At 69.3% G+C, this 13,383-nt stretch carries 9 protein-coding genes; 6 read left to right on the forward strand and 3 right to left on the reverse strand.

What is annotated here, in order from left to right; genetic code table 11:
• Positions 1-557: 557 nt before the first annotated feature.
• Positions 558-2,759 (forward strand): hypothetical protein, encoded by a 2,202-nt coding sequence (locus tag WME85_RS47515; protein ID WP_437831393.1) that lies wholly within the window; start codon positions 558-560, stop codon positions 2,757-2,759.
• Between the two features lie 16 nt (positions 2,760-2,775).
• Here WME85_RS47515 and WME85_RS47520 read toward each other — a convergent pair whose 3' ends face one another.
• From WME85_RS47520 to WME85_RS47530, 3 genes are all read right to left on the reverse strand, one after another.
• Entirely contained in the window at positions 2,776-4,335 is a 1,560-nt protein-coding gene (locus WME85_RS47520; RefSeq protein WP_437831396.1) for a hypothetical protein, read from the reverse strand.
• Between the two features lie 37 nt (positions 4,336-4,372).
• Complete coding sequence (locus WME85_RS47525; RefSeq protein ID WP_437842555.1) at positions 4,373-5,824, reverse strand: hypothetical protein; 1,452 nt, start codon at positions 5,822-5,824, stop codon at positions 4,373-4,375.
• 212 nt (positions 5,825-6,036) lie between these two features.
• A complete protein-coding gene (locus tag WME85_RS47530) occupies positions 6,037-7,047 on the reverse strand; it encodes a PEGA domain-containing protein (protein WP_437842557.1) in 1,011 nt (336 codons plus the stop codon).
• Between the two features lie 356 nt (positions 7,048-7,403).
• On the opposite strand from WME85_RS47530, the gene WME85_RS47535 reads away from it, so the two are divergent.
• From WME85_RS47535 to WME85_RS47555, 5 genes are all read left to right on the forward strand, one after another.
• Entirely contained in the window at positions 7,404-8,513 is a 1,110-nt protein-coding gene (locus WME85_RS47535) for a sigma-70 family RNA polymerase sigma factor (RefSeq protein WP_437831398.1), read from the forward strand.
• A gap of 119 nt (positions 8,514-8,632) precedes the next feature.
• Positions 8,633-9,535 (forward strand): helix-turn-helix transcriptional regulator, encoded by a 903-nt coding sequence (locus tag WME85_RS47540; protein WP_437831401.1) that lies wholly within the window; start codon positions 8,633-8,635, stop codon positions 9,533-9,535.
• Positions 9,536-11,012: 1,477 nt separating this feature from the next.
• A complete protein-coding gene (gene ltrA, locus WME85_RS47545; protein ID WP_437842560.1) occupies positions 11,013-12,245 on the forward strand; it encodes a group II intron reverse transcriptase/maturase in 1,233 nt (410 codons plus the stop codon).
• Between the two features lie 122 nt (positions 12,246-12,367).
• Positions 12,368-12,562, forward strand: coding sequence for a hypothetical protein (locus tag WME85_RS47550; protein ID WP_437831403.1), 195 nt, complete (start codon positions 12,368-12,370; stop codon positions 12,560-12,562).
• A 314-nt stretch (positions 12,563-12,876) separates the two neighbouring features.
• Positions 12,877-13,080 (forward strand): hypothetical protein, encoded by a 204-nt coding sequence (locus tag WME85_RS47555; protein ID WP_437842631.1) that lies wholly within the window; start codon positions 12,877-12,879, stop codon positions 13,078-13,080.
• The last annotated feature ends 303 nt before the right edge of the window (positions 13,081-13,383 follow it).

Consider the following 13,383-nt stretch of genomic DNA (forward strand, 5'->3'; position numbering starts at 1 on the left):
CAGGGGGAAGCCCGGACGCGACCGAAGAACTTCGCCCGCGGCGGCCGAGTGACTCGTCACCCGAGCTCGTCGTCGATTCCGGAAGGGCGAATGCCCGAGGAGCGCCTGCTCGTCGCGCTGCGGACGCCACGGGGAGCGGTGGGAAAACGAGTGGCGAAGCGGCTCCTGCATGCTGGCACGGAGGCGGCACGCGCACCGTGCGCCTCGGCGCCAGAGAGCGCAGATTCAAGCACGTGAAGCGCTGCGAAGAGAGTCGGCTGGTGGCCTTCAGCTGTAAAGGACGACCGAGCCGCGCTGGACGTCCGCGAGGCGCTCACCGCCAGGACGCCGGCGTCCGGGATGTCATCACCCGGGATGCCATCGCGATCGAGCCTCCGTAGCGCGCCGCGGGGCTCAGAGAGCGCGGGCTCGGTCGATCCAGAAATCGACCGAGCCCGTGTCGGGTTTTCCTCTCCGTTTGCGGAAGAGGTTCGAGGCGCGTGGAGCGAGGGGCATCGGCGCCCCCAGCGCCCGCACGTCCGACCTCACCCTGCAACGAATGTTCTGGGAGGACCCCCATGCGACGATTCACCTTTCTGGCTTGCCTCTCTCCCCTGGCCCTCACCCTCCTCGCCCTCACGGGCTGCGGGGGCTTTGCCCCCGAGACCCAGGCGGATCCTTTCATCGACGATGAGCCGGACGCCGCGGAGCCCAGCGGCCCGGCCGCGAAGCCCGCCCCTGTCATGCCGGGCCCTGTCGTCGCCCTCACGGCCATTCAACGCGAAAAGGCCCCTCTGCTCGCGGAGCTCATGGACAGCGCCCCTTCGAGGTTCCGGGTGGACCTCATCGCGAATCCGAGCCCCGCGAGCCGCGTGGCAGAGGCGTCCGCCGTGCTCATCGACGCCGAGGCCGCGAGCGCCGACGACATCCGCTCCTACGCGTCCCTGCTCCGGGCAGCGCGCCTCGCGGGGGTGCCTGTGATCCTCGAGAACGCGCGCGACGCCGAGAAGGTCGCGCTGGCGCTGGGCATCGGGATGTCCGCGCAAGTCGTCTACGCGGCGCCCAGCCCGGGCGGCCAGCACTTCGACGTGCGCGTCTTTGGCGACGTCACCGGCGAGGAGACCGAGGAGCACAGCGCGGTGCGCTTGCCGGCCTCCGCGAAGGCGAGGTACGCCCGGATGACCGCGGACGAGCGGGCCGAGCTCGGAAAGAAGCTCGAAAAGAGCGAGGCCGAGCTCGACGCGCTGTTCGACGCGGCGCCCGAGGCCGAGCCCATCACCATCGACGCAAAGCCCCGGATCGCCTCGAGGTCCGAGGTCGCGCAGACGGCGTTGCCTGCCCGGGGCGAGCTCCTCGCCGAGATCAAGGGCCTGCTCGCGGACCACAAGGCCCGCACGCTCGCCCAGATCGTGACCGAGCCCCTGCCCGAGGGCACCTACCGCTCGTACAACGTGACGCCCACGTCCATCAACTGGGAGTGCGGCGACGACGGCCAGCACTCCGTCATCGACCGCAACTTCACGGTGACGCTCCTCGCCTCCAACGCGCCGGAGGGCAAATACGTCGTCTTCGCCGGCAATGGCACCCAGTACAACCCCGGCGGGCTCAAGTGGAACTCGGGGAACAACCGCGGCTACTTCCAGGAGGCCCTCCAGCACTCGATCCGTCCCCTGTCGGGGGGGCTCTCGCCCTACGCCCACAGGCCCCACTCGGCCAACGAGTCCTCGACGTTCACCACGTCGAACGGGTTCTCGGTTGGCGCGGGCGTGGGCGCCGATGGGCCGTCCACGAGCTTCAGCTTCGATGTGAGCGAGCAGGCCTCTCAGTCCTTGAACGACTTCGACGTGATCGATTTCTCCGCGGGTTCGATCTTCGGCTGGCAATACAGGCTGGCCTCGGTGAGCGGGCATCCTTACAAGAAATGGGAGGACCTCCACAACGACACGTGGGGCGGCCTCTACGGCCTGCCCAACCTCGCCAAGAGCACGCTCACGGACGAATACGAGGGTATCTACTCGGCGAGCCTCCAGGATCAGTCGCTTTACCAGGTGGAGAACGTCAACCTGCAGTCGGTGCGGCACACCTGGGTCTCCCATGATTACGTCCTCTGGGAGGAGATCAAGACCACCTCGTGCGGGAAGGCGGCCGGCTCCGTCGTCACCGTGGACCTGAGCTCGGTCAACGTGGCCAAGATGGGCACCATCCCCTTCAAAGAGACGTTCGATCAAGGCGTCGCGCCGAGCGTCTGGACCGTGATCAACGAGGGCATCACCGACAGCTTGCCGAGCTGGAGGGGGGTAGGGGGAGCGGCGACCGAGACGGGCAGCGCGTTCGATTACCCCCAGACCGCGGCCGACGGAGCTGTCGACATGCGCGGGACCTACCTCGTCGCGCCCCGCACGGCCTTCGGGCAGGGAGCGCTCTCGGCGAAGATCTACGCAGGCGACCCCGACGGCTTCGGCCTCATGTACGCCATCAACGACACCGGCTCGAGCTACTACCGGGTGATGTTCGACGCGAGCTTGAGCGTCGCGCGCCTGGTCCGGGTGGACAACGGCGCCTTCACCGAGCTCGCGGTCAACACGAGCTATGTGCCGCCGCAGAACACATGGATGACGGTGCGGGTCGAGCGCGAGGGGACGACACACCGGATCAAGGTCAATGATCAGGTGGTGCTGGCGGTGTCGAACGAGGCGGCGTACGCGTGGGGTTCGGTCGCCCTGTTCTCGTGGGCGATGAGCGACGTGCGCTTCGACGACGTGACGATCACGACCCTTTAAGGCGAGTGCGCCGCTCCTATTCAGGGAAGCGCTGCGTTTCGACGGCGATGCCGTCCTCCCCGGTGATGACATCGCCAGTCCATTCCCAGCTCGTGCCACCCGGGCCCGGCAGCCCCATCTCGAAGGTGATGCCCTCCAACGTGAGCTGGTCCTCGTCGAGGTAGGCGATGCCGATGGAGTCGCCGCCGCGCCCGGGGCCGCCGTAGCCGCCGTCGCCTCCGCGGCCGCCGCTGCCACCCTGGCAGGACCACGTCCCGTCCCCCACGGCGCCGCCCGGCGCTCCCCGGCCGCCTTTGCCTCCTTCCTCCGGCACCCCGCCATCGCCGCCTGGCCCCCCGTCTTCGGTGACGATGATGCTATCGCGCACGGTCACCTTGGCGTGGAGCGCCATGATCCCGATGCTCGGGTAGCCGTTCCCGCCCCCTCGGCCGCCCCGCCCCCCGCAACCGCCGGCGCCTCCGGAGCCGCCCGCGGCGCCGCCCTTGGTGGCCACGCCGCACACCGTGAGCCCACCGCGACGCCCGCCGCCCCCGCCGCCGCCTTGGCCCGGCATCCCCCGGGCGCCGTCGTCGGCCCCGTCGCCGTGCCATCCGGTCTCATCGATCCGCCCGCGGCCCTTGCCCGCTGCGCCGGCGGCGCCCCACATGCCGCTCTTCCCGGGGGCGCCGCTGCTGCAACCACCGTCTGCCCGGTTGCCACGTCCTCCTGTCCCATCGTAGTTGGGGTTCGGCTGCGGTACGGGCTCGCCGTCCACCCCATCTTCCGCGTCGGCGGCGAGCCCGTCTCCTCCCTTACCACCGACGCTCGGGAACCCTCCCTCACAGGAGTTCACCGCCCGAGCGCCGCCCGGGACCGTCGCGGCGGAGCACGCGTCTCCTCCATACTGCCCGTCCGGACCCAACGCTGCCCGGCCCGGCCATTTCTCCCCATCACGGCCCCCATACGCGTAGCTGGCGTTGATATAGCTCCCGATGATCTCCACCGCGGTGCCCGACTGAACGATCATCCCGACATACGTCGTGCTGAAGAGGGCCACGTGATCGATGATCGAGACCCCGTCCGCAGCCCCCGTGTCGCCGGCGCGGGCCGGCTCCACGGTCAGCGCGATGAATCCGTTCTCGATGGGACCGGTTTTGGCCATCATGTACACCGGGTCTTCCAGGTCTCTACGGCGTTCCCATCCGATGGAGGTTTCGAAGCCTCCGTAGATATCTACCCCGGAGGGGAGCGTGATGGTCTCGTCAAAGGCATCGTCGGTGAGAAACACGCGACCGCGCCCCGTGCGCGCAAGCTCGATCGCGCGCCGGACAGAGCGAACGGGGCTGTCCTTCGTGCCGGGGTTCGCGTCGTCACCGCCGAAATGCGGACTGAGGACGAACACGCCGCAACCGTCCGTCGCCCGGCCCGCCGCAAGATGCTCCAGGCAAACCGAGTCGGGCACGGGATCGCTTGCGCACGTCGATGGACCGGCACACGGCGGCGCGCCGCCAGGGCCGTCCACCCCCCGCGCGGTTCCGCAACCGACCGTGGCGAGCGGCAGAACGAGGAGCAGGAGGATCGCAGAATCCAGGTTCATGGGTATCCCTCAATGGCGGCGTCTCGCAGGGCACGCGTCAACGGGGCGGCTCATTCCCCACGCTGAACGCATGGACTTCCCCCCTGGGGCCTGACCGCCCTCGGCCCACGTCGTCACCGGTGCCCGCATTGCCCGCAACGCCGCCGACACCGGCGCTTCCGACGATGAAGCTGGTCCCGGGTCGAATGGCATAGTTGGGCGCCACGTAGGCGATGCCGACGGCAGCGCCGCCGAGCCCGCCGCCGGCATCGCCTCCGCGACCGCCGTTGCCTCCACGGCCGCCATCGCATGCTTCCCACATGTCCGCCACAAAGGTGCGGCCGCCGGAACCGCCCGCGTTCCCGTAGCCGCCCGGCTGGCCTCTCCCGCCAACCCCGCCGTTGCCGCCCTTGCCCGTGACCACGTCGCTGGCCGCGACCGTAAGCTCCGTGCCGTCCAGCGCAACGATCGCGATGCTCGCACCGCCATAGCCGCCGCCGTAGCCTCCCCGACCGCCACAGCCGCCGCTCCCTCCCGAGCCGCCGGCGGCCCCCCCCTGGGGGCCGCCTGCTCGACACGCGCCCATGTCGCCGCGCGACTTGCTGCCGCCACCGCCGCCGCCTGCCTGGCCGGTGCCGCCTCGCTTCCCGTCCTCGCCCCGGACGCCGATCCATCCATCGTTGCCGAGGTGGCCTACGCCCACCGCGCCGTCAGCGCGGCCACCGTCCGCGCCGTCCGCGCCTTCGCCCCCGTCGCTGCATCGCATGTCGTCCGCGCCGAGCCCCGCGTGACCGTCGCGCTCAGAAATCTCCGCGGGTGTCGGCATTCCTGAGGTCCCATCGCTCCCCGACGCGATCCCGCCGTCGCCCCCATATCCACCGATGGACTCGGTGCCGTCGTCGCACACGGTCACGACCGGGAGGGCGCCGGTCGGGGAGTCCGTAGTGCAGGCGGACACCCCGTCGTTCCCCTCAAGGCCGTCCGGAGCCCGGTCGGTGTCCGCGTCCTCTCCCGGCTCCCCGTCCTTGCCGTTGCCCGCGACAATCACGCTGTCCTGCACGATCGCCCTGGCCCCCGTGCTCAAAATCACCGCGATCGACGACTTGTCATCGGGCGCCGAGGCGTCCGCCGCGACGATTCGCACGCCGGCGATCACCGACGTCGCGTTATCCCCCGCAAGCGCCGTATCCTGCACCCCGCGGATCCGCACCGGGATCCCCGTAGGCGGCGCGATGACGGTCGACGCGCTCGGCCCAACGAGAGACGATTCATACGACCACTCACCACCGTTGTCACAGCCGCGGCTGCCCCAGACGTCGACCCCGGAAGGCAGCGCGATCGCCTCCTCGAACCTGCCGTGGCACGCATACACGCGTCGGGTTGGCTTCTCGCTGTCGCCTCGCCCGCGTGCCGCGAGCCGTATCGCGTGTTGCAGGGTCTTCACCGGCGCGTCCTTCGTGCCCGGGCTCCTGTCGTCACCCGACAACGGGCTGACGAACACCCCGCACATGTCGAGCGCCGGTGCAGTAGCGGGATCTCCCTCGCACGGGTCGGGCGGAGGCTCCGGATCGGGAGGACACTCCAGCCTTTCCCAGCAGTCGTCGGAGTAGGAGCTGCATGCTGTCAGCATGGTGGCTCCCCACACGCAGACTGCGACAGCAGCGACCGAATTAACCGCGCATCGGCGCGACAGCGACCCCATCCCCTCGGCCTCCCGTGCCCTCACCATAGCCCCTCGATTCGCGCACCAATTTCCTTCCCGGTCGCCACGGGCGAGACGTGGATCCGATCCCGAGCCGGCGAGAATCCCAGGAAGGAGAAGTCGGTGAACAGCGACGCGGCGGTCACCGCGCCGACGACACCGCCCGCGATGACCGTGGCTACCCCCGCGCGGCCGGACAGGTTGCGCGCGTCTTGCAGGCGCGCAAGTTCGGCACACGGCGAGTTCAGCGGCGCCTCCCAGCACGTCGACGAGCTCGAAGACGGCTCGCCCAGGAGCCGGTTACGCCGGGCGGTCAGGTCGTCGTCGAGCTTGTCCGCACGGATCATGAGGATGGTACCGATCGACACGCCGGCCGTCGCGGCGGCGATCCCTGTGAGGCGCAGCGTCCCCGGCCAGGAAGCCCACGGGTCGGGATCCTTCGCGCGCGCAGTGGGCACCGCACGCGCGGTTTTCGGCACCGCCGGGGCCTCCTTGGCGCTGCTCACCGCCGGGCCCGAGAGCTTCATCGAGATCTCCTGTTGGTCGCCCGGCTTGCCGTTGAACGCGTGAAAGCCATCTTCGCGACCCGGCGCCCGGGCCCGCACCATGTGTCGTCCGGGCTCGAGGAACAGCTTGTAGGTCCGCGCGGTCCGACCGATCTTCTGGCCGTCGATGAGGATCTCCGCGTCCGGCGGGTCGACGGAGAGCACGAGCTCGATGACGTAAAACGCGGCCTTCCGCTGCCCGGTCAGGAATCGTTTTTGTAGCTGACTCGGCAGCGCCCAATCCCGCTCAAGACTCCAGGTCAGGTGCTCCGCCGCGTCACGGTACTTACGCAGCTCGAGCTCGCAGAGGCCTAGCTCGCCCGCGATCTCGGCGGGCTCGAACGCCCCGCGGTCGACTTCCGCGCGGTCGAGCTTCATGCCGGGCGGCACGTTTACGGCATCGAGGGCCGCCTTGTAGGCTTCGTAGGCCTCCGCCCAGTTCCCGCGATCGCGCGCTTTCCGAGCACGGCGAACAAGGTCCTTCACCGTCAACCCGTCGCTTTTCCCCGAGGCCGGAGACCGCTGCTGAGCATCGGCCGAGCTGACCAAGCCCGTTGAAGCGCCAAGAGTAAGCAAAATGAACAACAGGTGCGCACCGCAACGCATCGAACGACGGTACTTACGCCGAGCACGCGACGTCAACCGGGAGAAAAATGCCGGAGAGCAGCGCTTCAGGAGAGAATTCATAGGAGAATGGCGGAATCGAATCATCCGCCCCATGTGTCGGCGATCTTCCAGCCGCGGGGGCGAGATGTAGCGTTTGATACTACATTGTCCGACCAAAGTGAACGCGGCCGTGCAGTTTGCTGACCCCGAGGGGGTCGCTCAGACGTGCTACCAGCGTGGGCAACCCGTCGAGCATCTCCAGCAGTTTCGCGCTCTTCCGGCGCCTCGCGAGGCGTCTCGGCGTTCCGGCACGCGATGCCGAGGACGTGGCGCAAGACGCGCTCCTGCGCGGGCTGGAAGCGGACCAGCGGATCGCTCCGGGCGGCGACGCGGCGGCGTACCGCGTCACGATCGCCATCAACCAGGCGCGCGATCATGTGCGGACCGCGCGCCGTCGCGGAGAGGTCCTGACATCGTTCGACGAGAGCGAGCTCCGAGCCCAGTGCCCGAACCCAGAGGAGCTGGTGCGCGGGAGCCAGCGGCACGCGCTCACGCGCCGCCTGATCAATCGGGTCGGCCCGAAGTATCGACACCTCCTCATCAAGCATGACCTCGAGGAGATCCCGCTCGCCAAGATCGCCGGCGAGCTTGGCCTCACGACGGAGGCGGTGAAGACGCAGCACCAGCGGGCGCTCGAGCAGCTCGCCGTGGAGAAGCGCCGTTATACGGCCGAGGAGGCTGCACGGGGACGGGACGCAGAGGCGTGCGTCCCCGTGGCGCTCGGCCTCTACCGTCGCGAGTCGTGGCTGGCCACGCTGCGGCGCCTGGTCTTCAGGATCTTGGCACAGGGCGCGCTCGTCATCCTGATGGGCGCGCTGATCTCCGGGCTGTCGCGCAGCCTGGAACCCTGGCTGTTGCCCGCGGCGGCTCGCGCGCCCGGCTCCGCGCCAGCCGCGCCGGGGGTCAACGCGTCTGCCCGAGAGGGCGGCGCGAGCGCCACCGCCGAGATCGGTGCGCCAGCCGCGCGCAAGGTGGAGCCGTCCGCGCAGCAAGGCGACGCTAGCGCCCTGGTCGCCGTGGATAGGCCCGCGGCGTCGGCCGAGGCTGCCCCCCGTGGCGAGGTGCCCGGGAGTGTCGTGCGCCGAAGCGCGGCGCCCAGGAGCGCCGTGCACCCCGACGTCAGCGAGCGCGAGCGGCGCCTGATCCGCGACGCCCGCCGGGCGCTGGACGCCCACACCGCCCTCGACGACCTCGAGGCGCGCCAGCTGCTCGAGATGCACAAGCAGGAGTTCCCGCAAGGGTGGCTCGCCTTGGAGCGCGAAGCGCTGCTCAAGCAGATTCGCTGACTCATCGGCTGTCGATCGACAGCTAGCAGGCGGCGTCGCTGGTGATGCCTTCGGGCAGCACAAGGCCGAGATCCGCCTTGCGTCGGACACGAATGCTCACGACGAGGAGGCAACGTACAATGGAGGACATTCTCGGTGCGATGTGGCTCGCTTCACCGCTCGGTCTCGCGATGATGGCCTGTGTGGCGATCGGCTTCGCTGTCACGGCGCGCGAAGCGCTAGGCCGAGAGCGCGGGCTGCGCGCGGCCGGCGAGCAGAGGCACGGAGACGAGGAGTCGGCCCTCGCCGACGCGAAGGAGGACGCCGAGCGCGAGCTGCGGCGACACCAGCGCCTGCTGGACTGCCACGTGGATGCGCTCATCGCGGCGACAACCAGCCCACGCGCGCGCCCCGTGCCGTTGCCAGGCCGCGTCCTCGAGACGTTCTGCGTCACCATCCCCGGCTGGCAACGAAAGCTGGCCGAGAGCACCGGGCTGGTTCCGAGTGACCTGGAGCGGCTGCTGAAGAGCGACCTCCCGATCACGCCCGTCCTCGCGAGACAGCTCGAGGCCTTCACGGGAACGCCTGCTCGGTACTGGGAGTTCCTCTGGTGGCTGCATGACGACTATCGAACAGACGAGGAGGAGACGCTGCTGATCCAGCTCGGCGAGCCCGCCACCAAGCGCGAGAACTCGGCTGGTGCGCCGGCCGCGCCGGCGCCGAGTTCCGCGCGGCCGGGTCCAGCTGCGGTTCCCGAACGCGCGGCCGATGTCCCTCCGCCTGTGATGGCGATCCCCGATCTGGTCGCCAGGAGCCCACGGGCGAAGCTCCCGCCGTCTCCACAGCCGCGGCTTCGGTCTCCGCTCCCGTCGCGCGCAAGCTCGGGGGCCGAGCCCGAGCGGCGTGCTGCCAGGCTGACGAGCTTCCCCGTAGAGCGCGACGACGGCGGGTCCAGCACTGCGCGCGGCGCCGATTGTGAGGACGTCGAGGGGTCGCCCCTGAACACGACGCTGCCGGGCGTAGGAAGCCATGGAGCAGCGTAGCTGCTGCAACGGCCGTTGGCTGGGAACGTGCACAGACGTGGAAGTCCGCGTACTATTCAGCTCGATCGCGCGGGACAGGAGGGTTCTCCGTCGGATTTTGCGTCAGTTTGAGGTTCTCGCTTGCGATCGGGCCGATATAATGCAGGACATCCTGCTGACTGCCTGGCGCAGGATGCAAGAAGGGGGCTTCCGACCCGCTCATGTCGACGAAAAGTACGTGCTCAGGCGATGGCTGGTCGGGATCGCGTGGCGCCAGATCTTGCGCTACAAGGAAGACGAGTGTCGGTGGTACGAATGCGTTGCGATTATCAGCAATTCAAGGCCGCCGTGCCAAGCGTCGCCGCTTGACCAAGTGGACGCCCGGTTGACGCTCTGTGTCTTGGGGCGGCTCACGCCTGAGCTGCGCTCAGTGCTCTCCGAAGCCGCCCTGGGCTCCACCGCCACGGAGATAGCCGCGGAGCTGCACAAGAACCCTCATACAACGCTCAAGCGGCTCCACCGCGGTAGAATGCTGTTTTGCGAGGCGCTCCGCCGTTGGCGCGGGCTGAGGCGCTCCGCCGGGCCGAAGCACGGCCGCGCGCGCTGAGCCGCCTCGGCGCGAGGTCGGGAGCTCTCCAGGCTCGCCGAGGAGCGCGGCGCTACGCCGAAGGAATTCAAGCCGACTGAGCCGCGCCGCTTGCCGACCGTGGCGCGCTCAAGCCACAGCGCACCACGGTCGCCTGGACACGCTCTCGCCGGCCTGCCCGAGGCACGAGCCAGCTGCGCGGCGGCACGGCCTGCCCGCGGCGTCTGGTATGCTCGCAGCGTGGTGCGTCGTGACGAGATCGAGCTCGGACTCCGCTCGCGGGGCGAGGGAGAGATCTCACGCTGCACGTCTCCAGCGGGTGCGAGTCCCGTCCGGGTAAGCGCCGGAGCGCCCGGTAGCAGGCCCCAGGTTGGTGGGGGAGACCCCGCAGCCCGAGCGGGGCGTCGAATGCCTCCACGGAGGGAGCAAGAACGCGGGCCGCAACATGAAGTGAAGCCTGCCGCCTCGACAGAGTCACAACGAGGGAGCCGAGCCGCGCATGCCACGGCGAAGGCCACGCCCGTCGCGCCGCAGTCCGGAGCAGAACGCGCGACGGGTCCCTCCGGGGTAGAGGGCGCAGCACGCGTTCAAGGAGAGGTGCGGAACACGGGAGACCCGTCTGCGTTGCCGTTGTCGCGGCAAGGTGGCTCGTATAAGCCGAAGGTGAAATCGAGCGCTGCGCAGCGGGAGTCCGAGGGGGCCGTAGTACTGTCGATGGCCGCGACGAACAACGCGGCCGGAGGGAGAGGCCCCTGCGGTGGTCGCGTCGGTCGAGGAGGTAAGCACGAGGGCATGGCCGGCAGGACCGGTCCCAACCACCCCCGCGGGCGCGAGCCCGAAGACAAAGTGCGACAACTCCAACGCCGGCTGTGGGTCGCGGCCAAGCGGCATCCGGGGCGCCGGTTCCACGCGTTGTACGACCGCATCGCGAGGCGTGACGTCCTCGCGGAAGCGTGGAAGCGGGTGAAGCGGAACCGAGGTGCGGCGGGCGTCGATGCCCAGACGCTCGCCGACATCGAGCAGCACGGCGTGGAGCGCTTCCTCGAAGAGCTCGGCGCCGCGCTGCGAGCAGGCACGTACCGGCCAGCAGCGGTGCTGCGTCGGTACATCCCGAAGGCCGACGGAAAGAAGCGGCCGCTGGGCATCCCGACGATCCGGGACCGGGTGGTGCAGATGGCGGCGAAGCTGGTGCTGGAGCCGATCTTCGAGGCGGACTTTCGCCCGAGCTCGTACGGCTTCCGGCCTCGTCGCAGCGCGACGCAGGCGTTGGAGACCCTCCGCAAGCTGGGAGCTTGCGGAGGCAACCACGTCCTCGACGCGGACATCCGCGACTACTTCGGCAGCATCGACCACGGCAAGCTGATGAAGCTGGTCGAGCGACGCATCTCGGATCGGCGGGTGCTCAAGCTGCTGCGCCAGTGGCTCCAGTGCGGGGTGATGGAGGAGGGGCGCGAGGTAGCGACGCTCTCGGGGACACCGCAGGGCGGCGTGATCTCGCCACTTCTGTCGAACATCTTCCTGCACGTGCTCGATGCGGCGTGGGAGCGCCACGGTGCCCATCTGGGTACGCTGGTGCGCTACGCGGACGACTTCGTGATCATGTGCAGCACGAGGTCGGCGTGCGAGCAGGCCGAGAAGCGCGTGCGCGAGGTGCTCACGCGGCTCGGGCTGGAGCTACACCCGGACAAGACGAGGCGGGTCGATCTCTCCTGGGGCAAGGAGGGCTTCGACTTCCTCGGCTGCCACCTGCGCAAGCGGTTGAGCGGACGGATCTGGGAGCAGTCACGCCGGCGCGTGTACTTCCTCCAGCGCTGGCCCTCTCAGCGCAGCATGAAGCGGGTACGGCAGCGCGTGAAGGAGCTGACCGGTCGAGCCAGGAACGGGGTGAAGGACGTGCGGGCGCTGATCCGCGACCTGAACCCGGTGCTGCGCGGCTGGGGCAGCTACTTCCGCACCGGGAATGCGGCGAACAAGTTCAACCAGGTCGACGACTACGTGCGGCGGCGGCTTTGCGGCTTCCTCGTGAAGCGCAAGGGGCGCAACCTGCGCGCGGGCGAGGTCGAGGGATGGACGAGCGACTTCTTCGTCGAAGGCCACGGGCTCTACCGCCTGCGCGGGACCGTGCAGTACCCGGAGGCTGCGTAATGCAGCGACCCGAGAGGCCACCGGCAAGCCGTGTGCGGGAAATCCGCACGCACGGTTTGAAAGGGGGTCTTGCCCTTCATCGCCAGGCTTCACGGCCGGGCAGGAGAAAGTAGGATCTACCAATGCGTCCCGCTCGCTACCCCCACTCCGCCGCCGCGATCCTCCGTTCCGTGCCGCAGCGCGACCGCGCTCTGTTGCTCCGGCTCGGCCTCGACTTGGACAACCCCGCCCAAGCGGAGCTCTTCGTCGAGGGCGTACGTGCCGCGGACGACGCGATCGCGGACCAGGTGCGGTGGGAGCGGGAGCGGCTGCGCTGAGGGCCGCCCGTGTCGATGACACCGCAAGCGCATCGACTGCCGGCTCGGCCCAGGCCTCGCCCCTGGCGCCCTTCCGCGGGCGCTTCACCTACACCTCCGGCAGCAAACCGGCGGGCCCGTCTACGGAAGGGGAAGTGGAGGAAGGGGAAGTGGAGGAAGGGGAAGCGGACGGGCGGGGGGCCCGTCCTGAAGACGGCTCGGTTCCTTTACCCGTTGTTGACGCTCAGGCTGGCTGATAGCTCGTCGATGTTACCGAGCTGCCTGGCTGATGTCAGCACGCCCCGCCTTGATGATGGCCATCGCGCGGCGGCTGCGTGGACTGGTCGGCCTTCACGCTCGATGTGCTCGCTCCCGTGGCCGACAGAATCGAGGAGCGCGTGCTGGGCACGTACCACCTGCGCGCCGACGACACGGGCATGCGCGTGCTGGATCGGGATCATCCGGCAGGAGTGCGTATTCCGGGCCGACGTGACGGCCGATTCCGAGCGCACGTGACGGCCCGTTCCGAGGGGACGTGACGGGGCGTTCCGGGCCACCCGACGGAGCGTTCCGACACACCTGACGGCTCGTCCCGACGCACGTGACGGGCCGTTCCGAGGGACGTGACGGACCTTCCGACGGGGGTGACGGTCCGCAGGCGGCGCTCGCGGTCGCAGCCTCATCGCGTATATGGGCGCGATGTCGGAACGGCTATCGATGCGTAAGGTTCGAGAGATTTTGAGGCTCAAGTTTGTAGATGGCCTCGGAGATCCGCAGGAATCTAACCACGGAGATCCGCGTAAACGTGACCCTCGCGTCCGCAGAAAAATGACCGCGGCACC

Origin of the sequence: Sorangium sp. So ce1153 (genome assembly GCF_051521595.1) — a bacterium.
In the GTDB taxonomy this organism is placed as follows: Bacteria; Myxococcota_A; Polyangia; order Polyangiales; family Polyangiaceae; genus Sorangium.